The organism is Chryseobacterium sp. MYb7 (assembly GCF_002979455.1).
Classification (GTDB): domain Bacteria; phylum Bacteroidota; class Bacteroidia; order Flavobacteriales; family Weeksellaceae; genus Chryseobacterium.
In genome coordinates, this window is the sequence record NZ_PCOU01000006.1 from 1 (window position 1) to 24,936 (window position 24,936).

A 24,936-nucleotide genomic window follows, 5' to 3' on the forward strand; every position below is an offset into this window, starting at 1 on the left:
CTGGATCGGATTCAATTATTTAGCTTTTATTGTTATTGCTTGTAAAAAATTCATAAAAAGAAAGTCAAGATGAGTTCATAAAAATCTTTTAAACCTCAGCAATGAGGTCTTTTTTATGAATATTTTTTCAATTGTAGAATTTATTGTACTTCCCCTTATTATTAATTCTACAGCAACTAAAATATCTGAATTATAATTTATATTAAATTTGAAACGCAGACAATATGAAGTTTATCCCTTCATACCACAGAATAGATATTCCCTTCTCCCAATATAGAATGAATATAAATATTCTGTTTTAACTTTTCAGAATTTGATGATGAAAAGTTGATAATGTGTTCATAACCTTATAAGTACATTTAGGATGGTACTTTTTTAAGTATTAGGTTAAGGCTTCACATGTTGAAGCCTTTTATATTTTTTTTAACAGTTATTAAGATTTTATTATTTTTGCATAATCTTAATAACTATGATGAAAATATTAGTTTTAGGGGCTTTATCTATCGCCTCATTACATTTTGCACAGAGCTATCCTGCCTCTGCTATTCCCGAGAATTTAAAGAAAAATGCTAACGTCGTTGTAAGAAAGGACTTCACGACTGCTCAGATCAACAAGATCGATGAAATAAAATACCAGTATAATACCGTTACTACAGTGTTAAATAAAGACGGTAACGAACAGGCTGTCATTTATATTCCTTATGATAAACAAAGGCGTATTTCAAACATAAAAGTTACCATTTATGATGAAGCCGGGAAAAAGATCAAGAGTGTTTCAAAGTCTGATTTTCAGGATATATCAAATAACTCTCAGGGAGTTTTTTATTCTGATAACAGAACGTTGGTATACTCATATACACCGGCTCAGTATCCTTATACGGTGGATTTTTCTTATGAAACAAATGATGAAAATACAGTTTTTATCCCTGATTTTGTGCCTTTTAACTCTGTGAAAACATCTTTGGAAGAAGCTCAGTTCAAAATCATTAATAATTCAGGAATTGAATTGAGAACCAAGATTTATCCTTCAAAATATAATTATACATCTGTAATAGAAAGCGGTAGCGGAAATGATAAGACTTACGCATACAAAAATGTCCCTGCTATTGATGATGCCTTTATGATACCACAGCCTGTTAAGATTTTGCCTGCAGTAGATTTTGCTCTGGCAAGATTCAGCCTGGCAGGAAAACAGGGAACTTTGAATAACTGGACAGATTTCGGAACATGGATTTATAATGACCTTTTGATACCCGTTTCAGGATCTACTCCTGCTATTAAAGCTGAAGTAGCCTCTTTACAGCTGCAGGGATCCGTGGAAGATAAAGTAAAGAAAATTTACCAGTACATGCAGAACAAAAGCCGCTATATTGCTGTATCTCTAGGAATAGGAGGTTGGCAGCCTATGCTACCGGATGAAGTTCAGAAAAAAGGATATGGAGACTGTAAAGGGCTTACCAATTATATGAGAATTCTTTTGACCGAGGCAGGAATTCCATCCACGTATTGTATTATCAATTCCAGCAGTTCACAGGTCTCTTTTGATCCTGAATTCCCATCTATGGGTGGAAACCATGTTATTCTGATGGTTCCTACTGAAAAAGGAAATATCTGGCTTGAAAACACGTCTCAGCAAATAGCTTTTAACCATTTAAGTTACAGCACAACGGATAGGAATGTACTGGCTGTGACTCAAAAAGGAATAGAGCTGATCAATACACCTGTATATAAAGCAGAACAGAATAAAGAAAAGCAGACATTGAAGATTAACCTTCATGAGGATAACAGTATTATAGGAACTGGAAATTTTTACTATACGGGAAATCAGTATGATTATAATTTAAGATTGGCTAATCTTAACCCTAAAGAAAAAAATGATGCAGTAAAAAGGATATTTGATATTTTAAACTTTGAAAAGGTTGAAATGAAAAACTTTAATAATGACAGAGACAATGCTGCCATTACCTATGATCTGGATTTTAAGACTAATAATTATTCTAAAAAAGCAGGAAACAGTCTTTTGTTCAGATCTGTCCCTATTTTTACAGATGCTGTTTTTAAAACCGATGAAAGTCGTGAACTTCCTTTTGAGGTAGGGATGTCTTATGAAGATGAATATGAAATTGCATTTATTCTTCCTCAAGGTTACAAAATTGACGAAACTCCCGATAATTCCAATATCACTTCAGAATTTGGATCTTATAAGCTAAGCTTCGTTAAAAGTAACGACGAGATAAAAGTAATTAGAAAAATGCAAATTAATAAAGGACTATACCCAAAAGAAAAATACAACGATTACATAAGTTTCAGAAAAAAAATTCTGAACATGGATAATTCAAAAATCTTAATAACTAAAATATAACCATGAAAAAAATAATAGTATTGGTGCTTTGCTCTGCCAATGCAATCATGTTTAATGCTCAGAAAAAGTATGAATTTCTGAATCCCCCTAAATTCAATGATGCGGATCTGTCTAAAGTGAAATCATTATTAGATGAAAATGCTCCTGCTGAGATTTTGTATAAATCAGCTTACTTTATGGTGGATGCCAATACAGGAAACCTTCACAAAAGGTATTATTACAGAGTTAAAATTTACGATAAAGATAAAGCTGAAGACTGGTTGAATCTTGAAATTCCTATTTACAATGTAGGAACCAATAGAGAATCACTCGGTAAATTCAAGGCTTTTACCTATAATCTTGAAAATGGAAATGTAGTTCCCGTAAAAGTAGAGAAGAGTTCCCAATATAAAAGTAAAGAGAATAAATATGTTACCCTGACTAAATTTGCTTTTCCAAGTGTGAAAAACGGATCCGTCTTAGAGTATCAATATGAAATTATATCTCCATTCCGATTCATTATTCCGGAAGTATTAATTGAATCTGATACCCCTTCACTGAATACAGAATATGTGTTGGATGCTCCAATCAATATGTCGTATAATGTAAACTATACAGGAGAAATGACTCCTAAATACAGGGAAATGGAAGAAAGAAATCTATATGGGGCTCAGTACAGAACCTATAGATTTGCCTATGAAAATATAAAGGGTTTTTAAAACTGAAAAGTTTGTAAGAAATGACAGGAATTTCAGAACGAAGATAGGGGCGGAACTGAACTCTACCAATTTTGGAGAACTTAAGCTCTACTCATCTTCGTGGGATCAGATCGGGAAAAGGCTTTATGAAAGTGATGATTTTGGTGGAGAACTGAAAAGAACAAAACTGGCAAAAGAAAATATGCCGGCAGCCGTTTCAGGGATGAAAACCGATCTTGAAAAAGCAAATGCTATTTTTTCATATGTTCAGAAAACTTTTACATGGAATAAAGACAAAGGAGTCTACACTGAAGATGGAATTAAAAAATTAGTGGAAACTAAAATCGGAAATGCGGCAGAAATCAATCTTTTCTTGGTAATGATGCTTCGTGAAGCAGGTCTTAAAGCTGATCCTTTGGTGATTTCTACAGTAGAAAACGGAATAATTAATCTGGTTTCACCCAATATTTCCAACATGAATTTTGTGCTAGCTGCTGTTAACCTTGATAATCAGCTGCATATTTATGATGCCACCTCAAAGCAGTCTTCACTGGATGAAATTCCTCTTAAAAACTGGAATCAATTTGGAATTCTGGTGACTAAAGAAAAGACCCTGCAGATTCAAATGTCTAATTTAAAATCAAGCAATACCTTCCTTACAGCTAATGCTAAAATTAATGATGACGGAAGTATTTCAGGTACTTATTCAGACCGAGATACCGGTGCTTATGCAATGTATGTGAAAGATAGCTATGATGATAATGCAGAAAAATATAAAAAACAGTATAAGGAAAACTTCTCCATGGATTTTACGGATATCAATTCAAAAGTGTTGGAAAATGGAGATTTTGAAAGCAGTATGAAATTCTCTTCTTCAAACCTTATTGATAGAGTAGGAAAGAAAATGATTATCAATCCAATGTTGTTTTTAAGTAAGAGTTCTAATGAGTTTGATCAGGCTGAGGTCAGAAAATATCCTATTGACTTTGGATCTCCAACCACCAAAGTTAAAAAAGTTACCCTTGAAATTCCGGAAGGATATGTGATTGAGGAAATGCCTAAAGAAAAAAAGATTGTTACAGAAGATAAAGAAATCTCATATACCTATTCTATAGAACAAAAAGGAAATAAACTGGAAGTTACCACCACTACAAAAATTGGAAGTTCAGATTATCCAAAAGAATATTATCCTGCATTCAAACAGATCTGGGGTGTGGCATCAAAATTTGAAAATCAGGTGATCAGCCTTGTTAAAAAATAATGCTTCATATAAGTTTGAACAAAATTTAATTAAAAAAATAAGTTTTTTTAAAAACCATTCATCTTTTGAATGGTTTTTGTATTTATTATCAAAAAAATTAAATTATGAAAAACACGATTGCTGTTTTAGTATTGTCTTCTTTTCTGGCAGTTACTGCCTGTAATAAAAACAAAGCAAAAGAATCATCCTCAGAAAAGACAGAAAACCAAATTCCCGAAAAGTTTATTGTAGACTCTGTAAAAGTAAATGATTCTATGAAGATAACAGATTCATTAAAGCTTTCTTTCACTTCAAAACTCCTGGTTTTCCCAACAATAAAAGATAAAAAGCTGCTGGACAGTATCTATTTCCAGAATGAAAAAATTACAGACTTCTCTAAAGCCGGACTTCAGGCTTATCTGGATAATGAAAAGAATAATTACTTCAATTCTGTTAAAAATGATAATAAAGACTTGGCTTCAGATATCACTTATGCCCAAGATTGGTATTCAAGCTCACATATGAATTTGATTTCTAATACCAACGGCTATATGCATATACAATATACAGGAAGTGGCTATGAAGGGGGAGCCCATGATAATTACGGCTTTTCAGAAAGAGTCTTCGATCTTAAAAATAACAAAAAGGTAGAATTGAAAGACATTACTTCAATGCCTAAAAATATGATTGAAGCCATTCTGATGAAAAATATTGATAAGATTAACAGCGGAACGATGGATGGTGACGGCGAAGTAAAAAACTCGGAGATGCTGTTGGTAGAGAAAATTCCGGCATCGGATAACTTTTATTTTGATAATAAGAACCTGTATTTCCACTACAGCCCTTACGAAATTGCAGCTTTTGCAGCAGGAGATATTACCATTCCTGTTTCGTGGGAGGACCTAAAAGGAACTTTAAATGCAGAATTTAAAGAAAGAATGAAAATTAAGTAAATTAATGCTTCCAGTTCAGGAAGCATTTTCTATTTTTGCGTTGATGAAAAAAGTAGCATTTATTATCAATCCATTTTCAGCCAAAAAAAATTATCAGCCGTTTTTGAACGAGCTTAAAAATAAGGTTGAAAATCCACTGTATTACGTTTCTGAATCTATCTTGGGAACAGATGAGTTTATTAAAGAGCACTTTAATGAGGTCGATATTTTTGTAGCCATAGGAGGAGATGGAACCATTTCTACCGTGGCAAAAAACCTTATTAATACAGATAAAATTCTGGCGATTTTTCCGGCAGGTTCAGGAAACGGATTTTCCAATGAAACCCAATTTAGTAAAAATCTGGACGAACTTTTAGAAAAAATAAAAGTCAAAAACTCCAGAAAGATTGATACATTTACGGTAAACGACAGGCTTTCAATCAATGTTTCAGGAACAGGGTTTGATGGTAAAGTAGTCAAAGAGTTTGAAAAAACTAGCCGCGGATTCAAAAACTACATCAAGGTTTCTCTGAAAACATTCTTCAATTATAAGCCGATCAAGGTGAAGTTTATGGATGAGGAATATCAACAGTACAACGGCCGTTATCTGATGATGAATATCGCCAATACACGCCAGTTTGGTAACAATGCTTATATTGCCCCTAAAGCAAGCAAAAGTGATGGATTGGTGGATATGGTTTTGGTGAAAAAATTTCCGCTTACTTATTCTGCACTCTTTGCTTTCAGAATGTTTACCAAAAGATTGAAAGATGATGAGTACGTGACGTATCTTCCGGTTTCCGAAATATCATTTAAAGTAAATACCAAAAACTGGCATCTGGACGGTGAATTCAATAAAATCAAATCACCTATTCATGTTAAAGTACAGCCGGCGAGCTTGAATATTTTGGTTTAAGGTTTAAGGTTTAAGATTTAAGGGGGTGAGTTTATTTTGTTGCGAGTTGCGGGTTGTTTTTTGTTCCTGGTAACCCACAACGCTAAAGCCTCAAACACTCCCAATCTCAAACTCCCCATCTAAACTTCAAGTTTTTTCTCAACTTCTGTTGGATGATCCAGGCAATATTGAAGCTGCTTCTTATCAAGCTGTTTTTCCCAGTTGGCAACCACTACTGTGGCCACAGAATTTCCGATTACATTGGTCAAAGCTCTGCATTCACTCATAAACTTGTCAATTCCAAGAATTAAGGTCATTCCAGCAATCGGGATTTCAGGAACTACGGCTAATGTTGCAGCCAATGTTACAAATCCGGCACCAGTAACTCCAGCAGCCCCTTTTGAACTTAACATGGCTACTAAAAGAAGCATTAGCTGCTTTTCAATAGGGAGGTGAATGTTTAATGCCTGTGCAATAAAGAGAGAGGCAAGCGTCATATAAATATTCGTTCCGTCAAGATTAAAAGAATATCCGGTAGGAACCACAAGACCTACAATGGCTCTTGAACAGCCTGCTTTTTCAAGTTTTTCCATGATTCCCGGCAGGGCAGACTCTGAAGAGCTTGTACCCAAAACAAGAAGAAGTTCTTCTTTAAGGTAGAAAAGGAGTTTGAAAATATTAAACCCGTTATACCATGCCACCGCTCCCAATACCAAAACAACAAAAAGAATAGAGGTAATATAGAATGTAGCGACCAGAAATATAAGATTCAACACAGAATGAAGTCCGTATTTCCCAATGGTAAATGCCATAGCTCCGAAAGCTCCAATGGGGGCAAGCTTCATAAGCATATGAACAATTTTGAATACCGGAGTCGACAGATCTTGTAGAAAATCAGTTACTTTCTGACTTTTTTCTTTTGTTAATACCAAAGCAACTCCCATTAAAATGGCAACCAAAAGAACCTGAAGAATATTTTCACCCACCAAAGGACTGAATAAAGTTTCAGGAATAATGTTCATAATGAAGCCAGTAAGCGTTGATTCGTGAGCTTTTGCCTGGTATTGTGACACATCACCCGAAAGAGTAGAAGGATCAATATTTAAACCATGACCCGGTTGTAAGATGTTTCCAACTATTAATCCGATGATGAGAGCAAGGGTTGAAAAGGTAAAAAAATAGATCATTGCCTTGATGGCAATTCTTCCTACTTTTTTTAAATCGGTCATATGGGCGATTCCTAAAGTAAGGGTAATAAAAATGACCGGAGCGATAATCATTTTCACCAATTTGATGAATCCATCTCCCAAAGGTTTCATCTTTTCTCCCAATTCAGGGTAAAATTTTCCAAGAAGAATACCGGCAACAATGGCTATAATCACCTGGAAATAAAGCTGATTGTATATTTTTTTTGCTTTCAAAGAACAGTCGTTTTGTTTTTTTAAGGGCGAAAATTAAGAAAATTTATCTAAAAACATGACAAAAGTCATTGAAAATAATCTTTTACATGGCTTACGCATAAAAACTCCGGCTTCATTTATAAAAGATAAAAACCTTATTATGAATGAAGCCGGAGCTGTATTTATTTAATTGATTATAAATGTAATTACTCCACCGCTACAGAATCATCCCCACGCCCATCTGCCACAGCATGAATATTTCCTTTTTCATCAAGGACAATCATTTCTGTTTTCCCGATATATTTTGTTTTTTCAATCACGTAATTTTTGCTTTTCAGTTCAGAAATAGTGCTTTCCGGGAAATTATTTTCCACAGTAATGGTTTCTGGCAGCCACTGATGATGGAACTTCGGTGCATTGACAGAAGTGTTGGCATTCAGTTTAAAATCTACCACATTTACAATAGATTGATACACGGAAGTCGGGATTGTAGTCCCTCCAGGTGTTCCCACAACCATAAAAGGCTTTCCATTCTTAAGGATAATCGTTGGAGTCATGGAAGAAAGCATTCTCTTATTAGGCTGGATAGAATTGGCTTCTCCTCCTACAGCTCCGAACATGTTCGGTACACCCGGTTTTATAGAGAAATCATCCATTTCATTATTTAAAAAGAATCCGGCTCCTGAAACTAAAACTTTACTTCCGTAATAACCATTAAGAGTTGTGGTTACAGAAGCGGCGTTTCCATCCTTATCCAATACAGAAATATGAGTAGTCTGCATAGATTCTTTGGGCTGTTCTATGATTTTTCCTACATCCGCACTTGGAGTAGCTTTGTCAAAACTGAAGCTTTTCCATCTTCCTTTCAAATAGTCATCAGAGATCAGGTAAGATGTTTTATCCTGAATAAAATCCGGATCACCCATATATTCTGCTCTGTCTGCATAGGCTCTTCTTTCTGCTTCAGTCATAATCTGAACAGCTTTTGTAGAGTTTTGCTGGTATTTTTCAAGATTTTCAAAACTGGCCATTCTTAGCATTTGAGCAAGAAGAACCCCGCCGCTTGAGGGTAAAGGCATGGTGACAACATCGTTTCCTTTGTAATCAAATTCCAGTGCTTTTCTTTCGGCAACTTTATAATTTTTAAGATCTTCCAGGGTAATAATTCCGTTGCCTCTTTTCATTTCTGCAACCAAGAGATCAGCTGTTTTTCCTTCATAAAAACCTTTAGCACCTAATTTTTGGATAAGTTTCAAAGTCTCAGCTAAGTCTTTTTGAACCAAAAGATCTCCGGCTTTCCATGGAGTCTCTTTTACAAAAATGATAGAAGATTTATTATGTTTCTGGAATTTCTCTCGCTGGCTGTTCAGCATATCTGCTTCCTTATCGGTGATAGCAAATCCTTTTTCAGCAAGATCAATAGCAGGTTGAATAATCTTTTCCATAGGAAGTTTACAGTATTTCAGGGTGGCAAAGAATCCAGCTACGCTTCCGGGAATTCCTACTGCCAGTCTTCCGTTTTGGGAAAGGTCGGTATCTGCTTTTCCTTTTTTATCAATATACATATCTCTGGAAGCCTTTTTAGGAGCTGTTTCTCTATAATCCAGAGTGAATTTTTCACCATTGCTTTTTACGCCAACCAAAAATCCGCCTCCACCGATATTTCCTGCTTGCGGATATACAACAGCAAGAGCGTATTGTGTTGCGGTAACAGCATCGTAGGCATTTCCGCCCATCTTTAAGATTTTGACTCCCGCTTCACTGGCTAATGGGTGTGCAGAGACTACAACCCCTTTATTTTTTACCTGTACTTCCTTAATAATATTGATATCTGTGAATTGGGCCCAGCTGAGTTGAGCCGCTAACAGCATCGAAGCAATTAAAATCTTCTTCATATGATTGTTTTTCTTTGAAACAAAATTATTGAATTTTAAGTTAATGTCAACTGATGATGATTGTATTTGATTATTTCTATTGTTTATGAGAATTTTGACTGGCTTTCAATACCTTTTAGCAATGAAATATTTTAAACAAACCTTTTTTATTATGGTTAACATGTTTTTTTTACTTTTGTACAATTCTAAAAAAAATGTGAAAATGGAATCCTATACGGAAAGAATACTGATTACAGGTGCCTTGGGACAAATTGGTACCGAACTGACGAACAGACTTGTTGAAATCCACGGCGCTGAAAATGTGGTTGCTTCAGGATTAGACAGATGGCAGGAAGGAATTACTTCTGCCGGACACTATGAAAGAATGGATGTTACCAATACCCAATTGGTAAGACAGGTAATTAAAGATTACGACATCACCACAGTGTATCACCTTGCTTCCCTTTTATCCGGAACTTCGGAAAAGCAGCCTATTTTTGCGTGGAAACTGAATCTTGAACCACTACTTCATTTTTGTGAAATGGCGAAAGAAGGACTTCTTAAAAAGATCTTCTGGCCAAGTTCTATCGCAGTGTTTGGAAAAGGAATTCCAAAGCATGATGTAGGACAGGATGTGGTACTGAACCCAACAACTGTTTACGGGATCTCTAAAATGGCAGGGGAGAAGTGGTGCGAATATTATTTCGACAAATATGGGGTAGATGTAAGAAGTATCAGATACCCTGGATTGATCTCATGGAAAACTCCGGCAGGAGGTGGAACCACAGACTATGCAGTTGAGATTTTCTACAAAGCGATTGAAGATGGAAAGTATACAAGTTTCATTTCCGAGAATACAGGAATGCCGATGTTGTATATGGATGATGCCATCAATGCAACTCTGAAATTAATGGAAGCTCCTAAAGAAAGTGTAACGGTTCGTTCTTCTTATAATTTGGGTGGAATGTCATTTACTCCGAAAGAATTGTCAGATGAAATCAAGAAAGAAATTCCAGATTTTACGATTGATTATAACCCGGATTTCAGACAAGCAATTGCAGACTCATGGCCAGCTTCAATTGATGATTCTGTAGCTAAAAAAGACTGGGGCTTGACTTATGATTTCGGAATTTCTGAAATGACAAAAGATATGATTAAGAATCTGAAGGTAAAATTAGGGAAGGATTAATAATGTAAAGTTTTACTTTAATTAATTATTATTTTAACATCTGATTTGTAGTATTTTATATAATTTACATAAACTTTAATTTAAATGGTATTATTGACTTTTAACATCACGTGTATTGAAGCTGAAGTAAAAAATGGCTCTCAGATTACTGCTGATGAGAGATTGAAAATCATAGAAGATAATACCAGAGCGATTCTTAGAATTTTAGATATTCATGATATCAAATCAAGTTTTTTTGTAGAGATTTCTCTTACCGGAAAACTTCAGAATTTAATAAAAGCAATTTCATCCAAAGGGCATGAAATTGCTTTTTATCATAAAGATTCCAATCCTGAAGAAATTGAAAATGCCAAGAAGAATATTCAGGAACTTTTGGAAAAACAGATCAGGGGAATTCGTCAGAAAGATGTAAAAGTTTCACAGGAAATTTTGAAGCTGATGGAATTTAATTACGTCTCCAATATTGATAATGCCAATATTCTTTTTCCTTTCAAAAGACTCAAAAGAGATACAGTGATTACCGAAGAAGACGGGCTGAGTATTGTCCCGGAAAGTATCTCTCCGTACAGTCAGCTCCCTTACAATGATTTTGTATTTCAGATCCTGCCAATGAAGTATTATCAGAATATGGTGCTGGAGACTCTACAGAATGAAGAGTTTGTGTTGATCTATTTAAATACATGGCAGTTTACGGATTTTAAGAAGTACCGTTTTGAAATACCATTCTACCGAAGCTTATTTTCGGGCAAAAAAATGGAGGACAAATTAGATGCCCTCCTTACTTTTCTTAACGACAGGGAAATGGCTACTTCCCGCATGAAAGATTATATTTTTTAGGTAATAGGTGTTAGGTTGCTGATATTCGGTTGCAGGTTTTAGGGAGTTTGAGAGTGGGAGTGTCTGAGGGGTTAGTGTAGTGGGTAATCAGGAACAAAAACAACCCGCAACTCGAAACAAAATAAAATCACTACCAGCAATTCACATCTCGAAACCCGTAATAAAATAAACTCGCAACTAACAACCCGAACCCCGCACCCCTAGCTCAGTTCAAAAAGGGTGATTTCCGGCAATACGCCCACTCTTCCCGGATATCCTAATACCCCAAATCCTCTGTTTACATACAGTAGTTTTCCTTCGCTTTCGTATAAATCAGCCCATTTTGGGTATCTGTATTGTACTGGTGACCATTTTACATTTTTAAGATCCAGACCAAACTGCATTCCGTGTGTGTGTCCCGAAAGGGTCAAATGGATGTTGGAAGGGTGTTTTTTTACTACATAATCAAAATGGGTAGGGTCATGGCTCATTAAGATTTTGGTGGCAGATTCTGGCACACCATTTAAAGCATCATCTATTTTTCCGAATTGAGGAAATGGTTTCAATCCCCAGTTTTCAACACCCAGAATGTAGAGTTTTTCTCCGTTTTTCTCAATGACTCTGTGTTCATTTCTCAGCATATCAAAACCTGCCTGTTTTTCATAGTTGATCAGGGTGTCAAGGTTTTCTTTTTTGGCTGCAGGTGATTCCCAGGTTACATAATCTCCGTAATCATGGTTTCCTAATACCGCAAATTTGCCGTCTTTAGCCTGAATTTTTGAGAATAAAGGAATAAAGGGTTTGAACTCATCCGCAACGTTATTCACCATGTCTCCGGTAAATAATACCAAATCAGGCTTCTGTTCGTTGATCAGGTCAATGGCATGCTGCAACTTGCTCGGATCAGAGAAACTTCCACTGTGCACATCGGAAATCTGAATAATTTTGTAACCTTTAAAACTTTTGGGAAGATTGGCGAAATTAACTCTTACCCGTCTTACTTTGTGTCTGTATTTTCCAAACGTAATTCCGTCAATAAAAAGAGCGGAAAGAACACCACTCATGCCAAGTCCTACAAGACTCAGGAACTTCCTTCTTTCCGGGAAGAAATTTTCCGCAGGTTTTGCAAAGCCAATAAGGTAGCCTCCGACTCTGAAGATATCATCAATTAATAAAAACAGAACCACGAAAATTTTTGGAAGGATAAAAATCAAAAATAATGAAATCATAATCTGAGCCCTTACCATACTTCGGTCTGACCTTTGGTAATGAGTGACTTCATAGGCGAAAAATCCATATACAGCTAACGAAATTACCCAATATCCGATTTTGATCCAGGAATTATCAGTAAGTGTTCTGATGGCCTGATAAATATACACTTCCAAAAAAAGGAAGATTCCAGCGATGATTAAAAGATTCTTTTGCATGTTCTGATCAAAAAAAGCACAAAGAATAACTTCCCTGTGCTTTTATATTTTTTTTGTTTATTAAATATTATTAAGGAAATCTGTAAACGATAGCATTGATATTCATTCCGGCACCTACCGAAGTCATCACAACGTTACCTTTTTCTTTAAACGATTGACCTGCCATTTTTCCTTTAATTATTAAATCATACATGGTAGGAATGGTTGCTACAGAAGTATTTCCAAGATCCTGAATGGTCATAGGAGAGATCGCGTGATCATATTCTTTCACATCATAAAGCTTGTGAAGTCTCTCAATCATAGCGTAATCCATTTTAGCGTTAGCCTGATGTATTAAGATTTTATCTATATCTTCAATAGAAAGACCTGCATCTGTAATAGTATCCTTGATCGCATCAGGTACATTTTTAAGAGCATATTCATAAATCTTTCTTCCCAACATTCTTACATAAAGACGTTTCTGATCTGCTTCTTTATTGATAGATGGTTGGTTTTCAAGGTAGTTTAATTCCGGTCCGTTATCACAGATCGTGTTGTGGGCAATAATTCCCACATTTTCTTCGTCAGTGGCTTTTACAACTACTGCTCCGGCACCATCAGCAAAGATCATTCTGTTTCTGTCATATGGATCTGTTACTCTGCTTAATGTTTCAGCTCCAATCACAAGGATGGTTTTAGCAACCTTGGCTTTGATTAAATTATCAGATAAAATCATTGCTTCTACCCACCCTGGGCATCCGAAAACCATATCATACGTGATGCATTTTCTGTTTTTGATTCCAAGCTTATTCTTTACTCTCGCTGCCATAGTCGGCATAAAATCAGCGTATCCGTTTTCGGTAACTTCCCCGAAATTACTTGCGTAGATGATATAATCTAATTCCTCGCCGTCTACTTTTGCATCCTCAAGGGCGATTTTTGCAGCTTCATAACCGATTTGTGAATTGGAAAGATCATCCTCAATGAATCTCCTGTTTTCGATTTCTGTAATCTCTACAAATTTCGCAATGGTCTCTTCCACAGGCTTTTCAATCTTTACTCCGTCTTCAGTATAGAACTCGGAATTCATGAAGTAATCTCTACCAATAACTCTGTTCGGAATATAAGACCCAGAGCCAATAATGATCGTATTCGGCATTCGTTTATATGATTTTTTTAAAGATGCAAAGTTAATAATTAATATTAATAACAGAGAATTAAAAATATTATTAAATTTGCAAAAATTGTACTTTACAATCTATGAAAAACAACTCGTCCTTAAAAGGCTTACTTATTGCAGCTGTGGCGTTTATCGTTGCCTTTGGGATCTACTTCCTTTTTTTAGCCAAGAAGAATTATTATGTGGTAGATAATCCTACCCCGAATACGTATTACTTTAAGATCAATAACGGATCTGAAGGAATTATTTCAGCGGGGCAGTATGTGCATGTGGATTTGAATAAAGGGAAAAACTCTATTCAGGTTTTTGATCAGAACAAAAAAATGCTTTATGATTCAGCATTTGAAGTGAATAAACTTCGTGGTCTGATTAATATTACCCACCAGGATTACTATGTGAATGATCAGTATTACGGATACAATCTTAAAAAAGATTCGTTGCTGTCGGCACTTGATAAAACCGTTATTGACGGAAAGGATTATTACGGAGGAGCGAAACGCTTCAACAAGCTTTACACAGAAGATTTTTACTACAATGTAGATGAAGATTATGATAAAGTGATCAAGAATATCCAGCAAGTGGAATCAAGATCTAAAATCTTCAGAAAGCAGGATTACCTAAATTATTATAAAGAATATTACAAGTTTTAAGTTTTGACAAAAGATATCACCAAAGTTACTCCCTACAATTCAGAGGCTACAAAAAAGAGCCAGGTAGAGGATATGTTCGACAATATTGCACCGAAGTACGACCTTCTGAACCGTGTTTTATCCATGAAAATTGACATTCTGTGGAGAAATAAACTGGTAAAATGGATGAAAAATGATAATCCGCAGGAAGTGCTGGATGTGGCTACAGGAACGGGAGATCTGGCAATTACGATTGAAAAAGGAACCGGTTCTAAAGTAGTTGGATTAGATTTATCACAACAAATGCTGAATGTTGGCGTTATTAAAATAAAAAAACTTAAATTAGACGGCAAAATTTCCATGCAAAAAGGAGATGCAGAAAATTTACCTTTCGAGGACAATAGATTTGATGCTGTTTCCGTTGCATTTGGAGTAAGGAATTTTGAAAACCTTACCAAAGGTTTGGCAGAGTTAAGAAGAGTAGTTAAAGATAACAAAAGTGTTTATATACTGGAGTTTTCAAAGGTAGAGGGTTTCATGGGGCCATTTTATATGTTTTATTTCAAAAATATATTGCCTGCCATCGGCAGATTGGTTTCTAAGGATAATAGGGCGTATACATACCTTCCGGATTCTGTAAATGCTTTTCCTTTCGGGGAGAAGATGAAGCAAATTCTTTTAGATACGGGATTTAAGAAAGTTGAATATAAAAAATTAAGTTTAGGTATAGCCACAATTTATAAAGCAACAAAGTAACCTATGAATAAATTTCTATTAAAAGCACTGGTTTTAACCTCAGTAAATGTTGCCGTCTTTGCAAACGCGCAATTCAGAACCCGAAACAGAATGGATAAGTTGGAAGATTTCGACGAACAGAAATTCAGTTGGGGGTTTTATTTGAACGGGAACAGACTGGATTACCGCATTGTTCTACATCCGAAGTACGGGATGAATGATAATGAAAACCTTGTTACCTCTAAGGAAAGTTATAGTTTCGGTGCCGGGCTTATTGCAAAATGGAGACTGAATGACTATCTTGACGTAAGAATAGAACCAGGTTTACAGTTTGCACAAAGACAGTTGACTTTTAATACTCAATCCAATGACATTTATGCAGGTGGGTCTTTGACCAATCCTCCTTTTATGCCAATCCCTTTACAGGAAAAGGATAGAGTAAGAGAAATTAAATCTACTTTGATTGATATTCCGGTACTTTTGGAACTTCACGGTCAGAGATGGTACAATTCAAGACCTTACGTTGCAGCTGGGGTGAACTATGTAGTAAACCTTCAGTCTAATGCAACTTCTACAGATGATAACATGCAGGGAATCTACAGATCTACAACGCACAACTTTGCGTGGTCTGCAGAAATGGGAATTCAGTTTTATTTCAACAAATTTAAACTGACTCCTGCTGTAAGAGGAACATTCTTTATGAACAATGAGAAAGTGGCTGATAATGCTACTACACCTCCTTATTGGTCGTCTGCTATTTCTACATTACAGACAAGAGCCGTAATGTTTGTTCTGAAATTTGAGTAAAAATATTTCATTCAAAAATAGACGGGAGGTGCATTAGCACCTCCTTTTTTATTGTTATATCAAAATATAGAGCGTTTTATTTTTGTTAGTGTTATTATTTTTTTATTTTTGCTTTTAGTTAGAATATACAAACCTGAAATGCTTCAAGATTTAGAAAACAATTTTTCAGAATTAGAGAGAAAGATTTCGACTCTGCAAAAGAACTATAAAAATCTTACGGAAAATTTAAAAGAATTAAATATTGAGCATGAAGAATTGAAGAAGAAATATGATGAGGAAAGAAGAAAGAATCAGGTATTAGCAGAAGAACAAAAAAATATAAAACTTTATTCAGCAATATCAGGAAATCCTGAACACAATAGATTAATGAAAAACCATATCAACAGATTGGTGAAAGAAATTGATTTCTGTATTGCTCAGCTTCAAAACAGTGGATTATAATGGAGATAAGGAGAATAACCGTCAACATTGCAGGAAGAGTGTATCCGCTGAACGTACCGGCAGCAGAGGAAGAAACTTTGCGTAAAGTAGGGAAGCAGATCGAGAATATGATTAAAGATTTTGAACAGAACTTCGATGTAAGAGATAAACAGGATGCTTTGGCAATGTGTGCCCTGAAACTGGGAACCAATGCAGAAGTAGTTTCTCTGAACTACGAAAAAAATATTAATTCTACCAACGAAAGATTAATGCAGATTAACCAATCGTTGAATGAAATCGGGAAATAGATTTTTTTTCCTGAAAAATTACTGCCTACAATAATTCTAACACATTAAAGGTAAACTCAACGCTAAACAATTACCGAACAAATGTCCATCGAATGGCGTGCCGGACTTCCGGATTACAGACAGTGGAAATCAGTTCAAATCGTGTTGATTAGGAGTTTACTCTCAATCTCTGGATTATTGTGGGCTTTTTTTATTTAACAAAGGATATGAATACAATTAAAACTCAATATAAATTATGATAGAAGTTATAGTCGGTGTTGTTTGTTTAGTAATCGGAGCTGTATTGGGAATGTTTTTCTCCAAAAGCTCTCTGAATACTAAGGCAAAATTCATCATAGATGATGCTAAGAAAAACGCCGAAAACCTTATAGAAAAAGCTAATGTACAAGCTGAATCGATAAAGAAAGAAAAGAACCTTCAGGCAAAAGAAAAATTCCTGGAGCTGAAATCCCAGCATGACGCAGATATTCAGTCCCGTGAAAGGAAAATACAGGAAGTTGAAAAGAGAACGAAAGACAAAGAGCATAAGCTTAATGATGAACTTAGCAAGACTGGAAAATTGGAAAAAGATCTGGACAAGCAGATTGCAGATTACGCTAAGAAGACCGAAATCCTTGAAAGAAAACAGCAGGAATTAGATACAGCTAACGCCAAGAAAGTAGAAATACTTGAAAAAATCTCTAATTATACAGCTGACGAAGCTAAAGCAGAATTGGTAGAAACCATGAGAGCAGAAGCAAAAACAAGAGCACAGGCACACGTTCAGAGCATCATGGAAGAAGCTCAGATGAATGCCAAAAACGAAGCAAGAAAAATCGTTATCCAAACGATTCAGAGAATCGGAACTGAGCAGGCTATCGAAAATTCAGTATCAGTTTTCAATATTGAATCTGATGAAGTAAAAGGTAGAATTATCGGTAGAGAAGGTAGAAATATCCGTGCTTTAGAAGCCGTAACAGGTGTGGAAATCATCGTTGATGATACTCCGGAAGCCATCCTTCTTTCATGTTTTGACCCTGTAAGAAGAGAGATTGCAAGACTATCCCTTCACAGATTGGTAACCGATGGTAGAATTCACCCGGCGAGAATCGAAGAAGTAGTAGAAAAAACAAGAAAACAGATCGAAGAGGAAATCATTGAAGTAGGTAAGAGAACGATCATTGATTTAGGAATCCACGGATTACACCCTGAATTGATCAAAATCGTAGGTAGAATGAAATACCGTTCTTCTTACGGACAAAACTTACTACAGCACTCAAGAGAAGTTGCAAACATTGCTGCAACGATGGCTGCTGAGTTAGGATTAAACGTAAAATTAGCCAAAAGAGCAGGTCTTTTACACGATATAGGTAAAGTTCCTGAGCAGGAATCAGAATTGCCACACGCCCTTTTAGGAATGCAGTGGGCTGAAAAATACGGTGAAAACCCTGAAGTAGTAAATGCTATCGGAGCTCACCACGACGAAATTGAAATGAAATCATTACTATCTCCGATCATCCAGGTTGCCGATGCTATCTCAGGAGCAAGACCGGGAGCAAGAAGACAGGTATTGGAATCATACATCCAGAGATTGAAAGATCTTGAATCTGCAGCATTAAGCTTCGATGGAGTATCAAGTGCTTATGCTATCCAGGCAGGTAGAGAATTGAGAGTAATGGTAGAGAGCGGAAAAGTAAACGATGAAGTAGCTTCTCAGCTTTCTTACGACATCTCTGAGAAAATTCAGAATGAACTGACTTATCCGGGGCAGGTAAAAGTAACAGTAATCAGAGAAACGAGAGCTGTGAATATTGCCAGATAATAATCAGAAAAAGATATTTGATAAAAACCTTTCAAGAAATTGAAAGGTTTTTTATTTTTATCAAAACTTAAAAATGCAAGAACTGTCCCTGTCTTCAAAGCTGAAGTACATTTTTTCTATTCCTGTTATTATTTCTGCCTTAGGCTATTTTGTAGATATCTATGACCTCCTTTTATTTGGGATCGTTAGAATACCCAGTTTAAAAGCATTGGGGCTGAATCCTGATGCGGACGGAACCTTTATTCTGAACTGCCAAATGGTAGGACTTCTTGTTGGAGGAGTTTTCTGGGGAATTTTTGGCGATAAAAAAGGGAGACTTTCCGTTTTGTTTGGTTCTATTCTGGTATATTCCTTGGCCAACATTGCCTGTGGTTTTCTTCCTTATTTCCCTAAAGAGCATTTAGTGTATCAATATGCCGGTTTAAGGTTTATTGCTGGGATTGGGCTTGCCGGAGAGCTGGGAGCAGGAATTACGCTGGTTTCTGAAAGCTTGCCAAAGAATTTAAGAGCCATCGGAACCTCCGTGGTTGCTGGTTTCGGATTAATGGGTGCTGTAGTCGCTCAGCTTACCGTAGAACTGGCCGGAGGATGGAATATCTCTTACATTATCGGGGGGATAATGGGAATTTTACTATTAGTGCTGAGAATAAGCGTATCCGAATCCGGAATTTATAAGAATATTGTCCATAAAAATGTCTCAAAAGGGAATTTTCTATCCTTTTTTACAAATAAAGACCGATTGATAAGATATTTAAAATGTATTGCTGTAGGATTGCCTACATGGTACTGCATTGGGATTCTGGCTGTTTTAGCCAATCAGTTTGCTCCTGAAATGGGAATCAAGGATCTTAACCCCGGAAAAGCAATTATGTGGGCGTATATAGGAATTTCTGTAGGTGATTTATTGAGTGGTTTTATTTCCCATGCTTTAAAATCCCGTAAAATGGCCATATTTTATATGCTGATCTTTACCCTGATTGGAGTAGCCATTATGCTGTTTGGTAATACGAATACAGAAACAAAATATTATCTGTTTTGTGTATGGCTGGGCTTTGGAACAGGATATTGGGCTATGTTTGTGACACTGGCTGCAGAACAGTTCGGAACAAATATCAGAAATACAGCAACCACTACTGTTCCCAACATGGTAAGAGGGCTTGTGCCAGTGATGATATTTGCTTTTGATTCTCTTAAAGGACATTTTCCTGTAGTGGAAAGTGCAGCCATTGTAGGAGTGGTAGTATTTGGGCTTGCATTTTATTCTTCACTTACCATTTCGGAAACGCATGACAGAGATCTTGAATTTACTGAATAATTTAAATTGTTTAATAAATAATCCACTGGTATTCCTTATTTTGAATGTAATAATTAAGTTATAATCAATAAATTATTAATTTTTATTCTGGTTTTTTTTGCGAGTATTTAATATTTGTTTAACTTTGGAATGTAACTAAAACTATATTTTTAATCAAAACTAAACCACATGAACATTATGAAAAATGCTAAAAAATTGAGAAAACAAGACTTGAAAAATATTACAGGAGGAGTAAGCGGTAATCCAGACTTATCTCTTTGCGGATGCAGCTGCTCAGGATCTGTAACAGGACCTTGGTATTGTGTACAGTATATCGGTTGCCCGCAGGTATATACTTGTGGTGAAGCCGCAATCTAAAGAAAATTATTTCAATACGAAATAAACATTTCCACATTTAATATGCAGAACCCTTTTGATTTCAAAAGGGTTCTGCTCTTTTTAATGGATAATGTAAAGAAGGCTTCCAATGCTTATCGTAACCCATAGGATAATTGCCATTGCTAGAGGTTTTAATCCAATAGACTTCAGCGTCTGAATAGAAAGGGTGGAACCGATGAAAAATAAAGTCAGATTCAGTCCGGATTTTGCCAAAACAGTGATTGAAGTACTGAAACTCTCAAGAATAGGGAAATAAGTGTTCAATAGAATCGCAACAATAAAATAACCGATAAACCACGGAATCTTTATTTTAGAACCTTTACTTTTAAAAATAAACATGGTAATCAATGAAACAGGGATAATCCATAAAGCACGCGCCAATTTTACGGTAGTTGCTATTTTCAGAGCTTCATCTCCGTACTTACCGGCAGCACCTACTACAGAACTTGTATCGTGAATTCCCACTGCACACCAAAGTCCAAACTGCTCCTGCGAAAGATTGAGAAGATGTCCTATAGCAGGATAAACAAACAGAGCAATAGAATTTAAGGTAAATACAATGGCCAATGCAAGAGAAATCTGTTTTGTACTGGGTTTAATAATAGGAGAGACGGCTGCAATTGCACTTCCGCCGCAGATAGCTGTTCCCGCAGAGAGAAGATAAGATAAAGGTCTTTCCAGTTTAAATACCTTCCCAAGAAAATATCCTAAAACCATTACTGTAACAATACTTACAACTGTTAACATCAAACCTGTTTTCCCGGCATGAAGCGCTTCATCCAGCTTCAATCCGAATCCCAGGCCAACAATTGATACCTGTAGCAACAAATGAATATAATGATGGAGATGCTTTTCAAAAGGGTTACCTATGAGAACAGCCAGTCCAAATCCCAAAGTAAGGGCTATAGGTGAGGATATAAATGGAGTAAGGCACAAAATAGCCAATACAATAAAAAATACTTTCCGTGTCATTTCATTTTGAATGAAATCTTTCATAATGCGAACTTTTAAAATCTGCATCAAAATTCCGGAAAATACTATTACAAAGTAAATCGTATTTTGTTATATTGGATAACTAAAAGTTATATCTTTGCTTATTGCTTATTGCTTATTGCTTATTGCTTATTGCTTATTGCTTATTGCTTATTGCTTTTCATTCTGCAAATCTCAGAAAAAGCTTAATCAGTTCAGATTGTTCCCCTTTAGGAAGAATAAAATGAAAATCTCTTTCAATACTGAAATTTTTAATATCAATAACGGTCAGTACATTGTTTTTAAGCTCATTCAAAATGGTACTGATGGAAAGAAATGCCATACATTCCGAGTGAAGAAGATAATTTTTAATACTTTCACTGCTTCCCAGCTGCATGACAGTATTCAGGTCATGGAGATTGATTTCCTTTTCTTTAAGCCTGTTTTGAATAAACTCCAGCGTTCCGGAACCTTGCTCTCTGAAGATCATATCTAATTGATAAAGATCTTTTAAGTGTAACGTTTTATGGGCAAGCGGATGATCTGATTTTGCAGCCAGAACAATTTCATCGGGTTTAAAAGTTTTATATTCAAAATAAGAAGATTGTGACTCTCCTTCGATAATACCCAGATCAATCTTTTCTTCCTTTAAAAGGGTTGAAATAGTTTCCGTATTTCCCGTAAGCAGTTCAATCTTAATATCTTTATAATAAGAATTGAATTTAGCCAAAATTTCCGGTAAAATATACTGTGCAACTGTTGTACTAGCCCCGATAATCAGTTTTCCTTTATGCTGCTGACTGATCTGGCTGATCTCAAATTCCATGTCACGGTAGATATTTCTGATCTTCTCTGCATGTTCAAATAGAATTTTTCCGCTTTGAGTCAGCTGGATAGATGTTCCTTTACGGTCAAATAATTTGGCACCTACCTGAATTTCAATCTCTTTAATGTGTTTGGTAACAGCAGGTTGGGAAATGTGAAGTTCCTCTGAAGCTTTAGTAAAGCTGAGTCGGGTAGCCACCGTATGGAAAACTTTTAATCTGTAATCGAACATGGGGTAAAATTACGAATTATAGTTGGAAATGACGAAGAGGATGGTGAGTTTGAGAGTTTAACGTTATGGGTAACCAGCAACTAAAATAACTTGCAACCCGTACCCTGTAACCCTCTATAAAAAGTCTGAAATAGATCTGTCCTGCTGGCTTTCAAATCTTCTGTTTTTCGCTTCTCCGATTTTCTGTTTGGAATAAATACTGTTGTGACCGGAAAGAAGATAAGAGACAACACAGGCAATCGCGACATATACACCACATTCTGCTCCGAATAATTCAATTCCCATCAACATACAGGCTAAAGGAGTATTGGTGGCTCCTGCAAATACCGCTACAAATCCCATTCCCGCCAATAAACCAAACGGTAATGGTATAAAAAATGACAGTGCACTACCTAAAGTAGCTCCGATAAAGAACAAAGGAGTAACCTCCCCACCTTTGAATCCGGCTGAAAGGGTAACGATAGTGAAAATCATTTTTAAGGCAAAATCATATAGTGGAAGCTGCTTTTCAAAAGATTCTAGAATCACGGGCACTCCTAATCCGATGTAACGGGTTGTCCCCATTGCAAAAACAGCCAGAGCAACAATAATTCCACCTACAACAGGACGAAGCGGAGGATATTTTATTTTTGATTTGAAAAAAGAGCCCATCCAATGGATCATTTTGCTGAAAGCAGCAGCACATACTCCGAAGGCTATTCCTGCCAGAATACTGTATAGAATTGGGAGAAACTCAAGTTTTGGGATAAAATCAATATGGTAATGGGTATGCTTTACATTCCAGAGATTGGTAGCCCAGTCTGCCAAAATTGCGGAAGCAAATGCAGGAAAGATGGCATTATAACGAATTCTTCCAATCAGAAAAATCTCAAGGCCAAAAACAGCTCCAGCTAGTGGAGTTCCGAAAACAGAACCAAATCCGGCAGCAATAGCAGCAATAATCAGTATCTTTCTTTCGTTTCTGTCAAGTTTAAAAGGTTTTGTAAGCTGGTCTGCGATAGCTCCCGCCATTTGGAGTGCTGTTCCTTCACGACCTGCTGAACCTCCGAAAAAATGAGTGGCAATCGTTCCCAGATATACAAAAGGAGCCATCTTAAAAGGAATAATTCCCTTGGGCTCATGAATCGTATCAATCAACAGGTTGTTACCTGCTTCCACATCTTTCCCGAAGTAATAATAAAGAAGCCCTATCAGGAACCCGGCTATAGGAAGTAAAGCAATTAGCCAGAGATGATTTTCTCTGAAGTTCGTTGCCCATTCTAAGGATTGAAGAAATCCTGCAGAAGCTGTCCCAACTAAACCTCCAATAATAATACTGATACACAGCCATTTTACAATGTAGGGCAGAGCCGGAAATTTTCTGAAAAAAAAATGAGTGTGAAAAATTAATTTTTTACCTGGTGTTCTTTGACTTTTTGACATAATAATCCTGATTAGTTATTTGTTAATAATCTTTTAATCAGGCGTCATCAGCTTTTGTAAAGCGGTTGGGTAAGGAAGAACACCATTTCCTTTTGATACTGCAAATATAAAAAGAATTTGTTTTTCAAAAAAATAAATACAGAATCTTATACGGAACTTCAATTTGTTTTGTGCTATTTGTGGCTTTTGTGTTCAAATTTTATTCTTTATAATGAATAGCCTTATCAATCTCAAGCGGATTGTTGTATTTTCTTATGACTTCCTGCATACTTTTAGTTTGAGTATTCAGTTCATCCACATTATGAATTTCTTTTCCGTTGATATTAATTTTAAGATCATTGTTGGATTTGTTGAAATTGTTTCTTTCAAAAGCAAAAGGATCATTATAAAATTCCATGATCAGCTTATATTTTTGCTTTTCATTAATGGGAACAGCTTTATTCCCAAAATTGGATTCAAGAAAATCATTGGTAGGATAGAGTTGTGCGAGTTCCTGACTTTTGATAAGATGATAAATGAAATTTTTCTTTGTATCAGACAATTCAAAGATTAAACCGGGTAGCCCTCGGAGTTTAAACGGACCTTCATTAAATGGAATATCTTTACAGAACCAGGCGATCCAGTTTCTTCCCCCAAATTGTGTAGTCGCTTTTTGTAACGTATAATTTTCTACTTTTTTGGTTTCATTAGAAATAACCCAGTTTATTTTATCAGTGGTTTTAAAGGAATAATATCCGTTTTTAATATTGATGAAATTTTCATTATCAAAAGAATTGACTTTTCTTTTTACTACCTGCCCGGACATATCAGTATGACTGGTATTCATCCCGAATTTTTTGTTTAAAGAATCTGTAGTTATCAGATTTCTTCCGTAAAATTTTACCTCTTTTGGGGTAATATCCAGTATCATATTCAATTTTTCATAAGTGGTCTCTGTAGAATCCATCTTATACTGCAGTTCATAAATAAACCGATGTGTCTGAGCCTGGCATAACGCCATCATAAGCAAAGCCATTAAAGTAAGAATACTTTTCATATAAGGTGATTGGTCATTTTTTTGTTAATGGTTACTCAAAACTTTAAACTTTAAACCTTGAAACTCGTAATCTCGAAACCCGCTC

23 protein-coding genes and 1 riboswitch are annotated in these 24,936 nt (G+C 35.8%); of the genes, 15 read left to right on the forward strand and 8 right to left on the reverse strand.

What is annotated here, in order from left to right; translation table 11 throughout:
• The first annotated feature begins 469 nt into the window (after positions 1-469).
• From CQ046_RS06680 to CQ046_RS06695, 5 genes are all read left to right on the forward strand, one after another.
• Positions 470-2,362: a DUF3857 domain-containing protein gene (locus tag CQ046_RS06680; RefSeq protein ID WP_105701509.1), complete on the forward strand. Its 1,893-nt coding sequence runs from the start codon at positions 470-472 to the stop codon at positions 2,360-2,362.
• A gap of 2 nt (positions 2,363-2,364) precedes the next feature.
• Positions 2,365-3,060 (forward strand): DUF3857 domain-containing protein, encoded by a 696-nt coding sequence (locus CQ046_RS23855; protein ID WP_228406895.1) that lies wholly within the window; start codon positions 2,365-2,367, stop codon positions 3,058-3,060.
• A gap of 181 nt (positions 3,061-3,241) precedes the next feature.
• Complete coding sequence (locus CQ046_RS23860; protein WP_228406896.1) at positions 3,242-4,300, forward strand: transglutaminase-like domain-containing protein; 1,059 nt, start codon at positions 3,242-3,244, stop codon at positions 4,298-4,300.
• 104 nt (positions 4,301-4,404) lie between these two features.
• Positions 4,405-5,232, forward strand: a complete 828-nt coding sequence (locus CQ046_RS06690; protein WP_105701510.1) for an RsiV family protein — start codon at positions 4,405-4,407, stop codon at positions 5,230-5,232.
• Between the two features lie 4 nt (positions 5,233-5,236).
• Positions 5,237-6,127 carry a diacylglycerol/lipid kinase family protein gene (locus tag CQ046_RS06695; protein WP_410493677.1) on the forward strand — a complete coding sequence of 297 codons (891 nt, stop codon included), beginning with the start codon at positions 5,237-5,239 and terminating at the stop codon, positions 6,125-6,127.
• 119 nt (positions 6,128-6,246) lie between these two features.
• Here the strand turns inward: CQ046_RS06695 and CQ046_RS06700 are convergent, their stop codons facing one another.
• The gene (locus CQ046_RS06700) at positions 6,247-7,527 is read right to left on the reverse strand and encodes a dicarboxylate/amino acid:cation symporter (RefSeq protein ID WP_105701511.1); all 1,281 of its coding nucleotides are present in this window, start codon (positions 7,525-7,527) and stop codon (positions 6,247-6,249) included.
• Between the two features lie 185 nt (positions 7,528-7,712).
• Positions 7,713-9,401 carry a gamma-glutamyltransferase gene (ggt, locus tag CQ046_RS06705; RefSeq protein WP_105701512.1) on the reverse strand — a complete coding sequence of 563 codons (1,689 nt, stop codon included), beginning with the start codon at positions 9,399-9,401 and terminating at the stop codon, positions 7,713-7,715.
• Positions 9,402-9,603: 202 nt separating this feature from the next.
• On the opposite strand from ggt, the gene CQ046_RS06710 reads away from it, so the two are divergent.
• Complete coding sequence (locus CQ046_RS06710; RefSeq protein ID WP_105701664.1) at positions 9,604-10,569, forward strand: NAD-dependent epimerase/dehydratase family protein; 966 nt, start codon at positions 9,604-9,606, stop codon at positions 10,567-10,569.
• A gap of 84 nt (positions 10,570-10,653) precedes the next feature.
• The gene (locus CQ046_RS06715) at positions 10,654-11,406 is read left to right on the forward strand and encodes a polysaccharide deacetylase family protein (protein ID WP_105701513.1); all 753 of its coding nucleotides are present in this window, start codon (positions 10,654-10,656) and stop codon (positions 11,404-11,406) included.
• A 200-nt stretch (positions 11,407-11,606) separates the two neighbouring features.
• Here the strand turns inward: CQ046_RS06715 and CQ046_RS06720 are convergent, their stop codons facing one another.
• Positions 11,607-12,812 carry a metallophosphoesterase gene (locus CQ046_RS06720; protein WP_105701514.1) on the reverse strand — a complete coding sequence of 402 codons (1,206 nt, stop codon included), beginning with the start codon at positions 12,810-12,812 and terminating at the stop codon, positions 11,607-11,609.
• Between the two features lie 70 nt (positions 12,813-12,882).
• Positions 12,883-13,950: a 3-oxoacyl-ACP synthase III family protein gene (locus CQ046_RS06725; RefSeq protein WP_105701515.1), complete on the reverse strand. Its 1,068-nt coding sequence runs from the start codon at positions 13,948-13,950 to the stop codon at positions 12,883-12,885.
• A 101-nt stretch (positions 13,951-14,051) separates the two neighbouring features.
• On the opposite strand from CQ046_RS06725, the gene CQ046_RS06730 reads away from it, so the two are divergent.
• From CQ046_RS06730 to CQ046_RS06765, 8 genes are all read left to right on the forward strand, one after another.
• Positions 14,052-14,621 (forward strand): hypothetical protein, encoded by a 570-nt coding sequence (locus tag CQ046_RS06730; protein WP_105701516.1) that lies wholly within the window; start codon positions 14,052-14,054, stop codon positions 14,619-14,621.
• Positions 14,622-14,624: 3 nt separating this feature from the next.
• On the forward strand, positions 14,625-15,356 hold the full coding sequence (gene ubiE, locus CQ046_RS06735) for a bifunctional demethylmenaquinone methyltransferase/2-methoxy-6-polyprenyl-1,4-benzoquinol methylase UbiE (RefSeq protein ID WP_034695974.1): 732 nt from the start codon (positions 14,625-14,627) through the stop codon (positions 15,354-15,356).
• A gap of 3 nt (positions 15,357-15,359) precedes the next feature.
• On the forward strand, positions 15,360-16,142 hold the full coding sequence (locus CQ046_RS06740) for a porin family protein (RefSeq protein ID WP_105701517.1): 783 nt from the start codon (positions 15,360-15,362) through the stop codon (positions 16,140-16,142).
• Positions 16,143-16,280: 138 nt separating this feature from the next.
• On the forward strand, positions 16,281-16,583 hold the full coding sequence (locus tag CQ046_RS06745; protein ID WP_047376863.1) for a hypothetical protein: 303 nt from the start codon (positions 16,281-16,283) through the stop codon (positions 16,581-16,583).
• Positions 16,583-16,870, forward strand: coding sequence for a cell division protein ZapA (locus CQ046_RS06750; protein ID WP_105701518.1), 288 nt, complete (start codon positions 16,583-16,585; stop codon positions 16,868-16,870). Before CQ046_RS06745 ends, CQ046_RS06750 begins: the two co-directional genes overlap by 1 nt.
• Positions 16,871-17,105: 235 nt before the next feature.
• The gene (gene rny, locus CQ046_RS06755) at positions 17,106-18,671 is read left to right on the forward strand and encodes a ribonuclease Y (protein ID WP_185126158.1); all 1,566 of its coding nucleotides are present in this window, start codon (positions 17,106-17,108) and stop codon (positions 18,669-18,671) included.
• 73 nt (positions 18,672-18,744) lie between these two features.
• Positions 18,745-19,986, forward strand: a complete 1,242-nt coding sequence (locus tag CQ046_RS06760; RefSeq protein WP_105701520.1) for an MFS transporter — start codon at positions 18,745-18,747, stop codon at positions 19,984-19,986.
• 168 nt (positions 19,987-20,154) lie between these two features.
• Complete coding sequence (locus tag CQ046_RS06765; protein ID WP_105701521.1) at positions 20,155-20,343, forward strand: hypothetical protein; 189 nt, start codon at positions 20,155-20,157, stop codon at positions 20,341-20,343.
• 81 nt (positions 20,344-20,424) lie between these two features.
• On the opposite strand, the gene CQ046_RS06770 is transcribed toward CQ046_RS06765, so the two are convergent.
• The 4 genes from CQ046_RS06770 to CQ046_RS06785 all read right to left on the reverse strand — a co-directional run bounded on the left by CQ046_RS06770 (position 20,425) and on the right by CQ046_RS06785 (position 24,851).
• Positions 20,425-21,360 carry a YeiH family protein gene (locus CQ046_RS06770; RefSeq protein WP_105701665.1) on the reverse strand — a complete coding sequence of 312 codons (936 nt, stop codon included), beginning with the start codon at positions 21,358-21,360 and terminating at the stop codon, positions 20,425-20,427.
• Between the two features lie 157 nt (positions 21,361-21,517).
• The gene (locus CQ046_RS06775; RefSeq protein WP_105701522.1) at positions 21,518-22,393 is read right to left on the reverse strand and encodes a LysR family transcriptional regulator; all 876 of its coding nucleotides are present in this window, start codon (positions 22,391-22,393) and stop codon (positions 21,518-21,520) included.
• Between the two features lie 114 nt (positions 22,394-22,507).
• Positions 22,508-23,815, reverse strand: coding sequence for a voltage-gated chloride channel family protein (locus CQ046_RS06780; RefSeq protein WP_185126160.1), 1,308 nt, complete (start codon positions 23,813-23,815; stop codon positions 22,508-22,510).
• 31 nt (positions 23,816-23,846) lie between these two features.
• Positions 23,847-23,914: riboswitch (Fluoride riboswitch) on the reverse strand.
• Positions 23,915-24,014: 100 nt separating this feature from the next.
• Entirely contained in the window at positions 24,015-24,851 is an 837-nt protein-coding gene (locus tag CQ046_RS06785; RefSeq protein WP_105701523.1) for a GLPGLI family protein, read from the reverse strand.
• Positions 24,852-24,936: the final 85 nt, after the last annotated feature.

Coding starts and splice junctions, on each gene's coding strand:
- CQ046_RS06725 (WP_105701515.1), bottom strand. CDS start 13,950: ATGCCGAATACGATCATTATTGGCTCTGGGTCTTATATTCCGAACAGA.
- CQ046_RS06680 (WP_105701509.1), top strand. CDS start 470: ATGATGAAAATATTAGTTTTAGGGGCTTTATCTATCGCCTCATTACAT.
- CQ046_RS06690 (WP_105701510.1), top strand. CDS start 4,405: ATGAAAAACACGATTGCTGTTTTAGTATTGTCTTCTTTTCTGGCAGTT.
- CQ046_RS06720 (WP_105701514.1), bottom strand. CDS start 12,812: ATGCAAAAGAATCTTTTAATCATCGCTGGAATCTTCCTTTTTTTGGAA.
- CQ046_RS23860 (WP_228406896.1), top strand. CDS start 3,242: ATGCCGGCAGCCGTTTCAGGGATGAAAACCGATCTTGAAAAAGCAAAT.
- CQ046_RS06760 (WP_105701520.1), top strand. CDS start 18,745: ATGCAAGAACTGTCCCTGTCTTCAAAGCTGAAGTACATTTTTTCTATT.
- rny (WP_185126158.1), top strand. CDS start 17,106: ATGATAGAAGTTATAGTCGGTGTTGTTTGTTTAGTAATCGGAGCTGTA.
- CQ046_RS06710 (WP_105701664.1), top strand. CDS start 9,604: ATGGAATCCTATACGGAAAGAATACTGATTACAGGTGCCTTGGGACAA.
- CQ046_RS06715 (WP_105701513.1), top strand. CDS start 10,654: ATGGTATTATTGACTTTTAACATCACGTGTATTGAAGCTGAAGTAAAA.
- CQ046_RS06745 (WP_047376863.1), top strand. CDS start 16,281: ATGCTTCAAGATTTAGAAAACAATTTTTCAGAATTAGAGAGAAAGATT.
- ggt (WP_105701512.1), bottom strand. CDS start 9,401: ATGAAGAAGATTTTAATTGCTTCGATGCTGTTAGCGGCTCAACTCAGC.
- CQ046_RS06770 (WP_105701665.1), bottom strand. CDS start 21,360: ATGAAAGATTTCATTCAAAATGAAATGACACGGAAAGTATTTTTTATT.
- CQ046_RS06775 (WP_105701522.1), bottom strand. CDS start 22,393: ATGTTCGATTACAGATTAAAAGTTTTCCATACGGTGGCTACCCGACTC.
- CQ046_RS06765 (WP_105701521.1), top strand. CDS start 20,155: ATGAACATTATGAAAAATGCTAAAAAATTGAGAAAACAAGACTTGAAA.
- CQ046_RS06740 (WP_105701517.1), top strand. CDS start 15,360: ATGAATAAATTTCTATTAAAAGCACTGGTTTTAACCTCAGTAAATGTT.
- CQ046_RS06785 (WP_105701523.1), bottom strand. CDS start 24,851: ATGAAAAGTATTCTTACTTTAATGGCTTTGCTTATGATGGCGTTATGC.
- CQ046_RS23855 (WP_228406895.1), top strand. CDS start 2,365: ATGAAAAAAATAATAGTATTGGTGCTTTGCTCTGCCAATGCAATCATG.
- CQ046_RS06695 (WP_410493677.1), top strand. CDS start 5,237: ATGCTTCCAGTTCAGGAAGCATTTTCTATTTTTGCGTTGATGAAAAAA.
- CQ046_RS06750 (WP_105701518.1), top strand. CDS start 16,583: ATGGAGATAAGGAGAATAACCGTCAACATTGCAGGAAGAGTGTATCCG.
- CQ046_RS06730 (WP_105701516.1), top strand. CDS start 14,052: ATGAAAAACAACTCGTCCTTAAAAGGCTTACTTATTGCAGCTGTGGCG.
- CQ046_RS06780 (WP_185126160.1), bottom strand. CDS start 23,815: ATGTCAAAAAGTCAAAGAACACCAGGTAAAAAATTAATTTTTCACACT.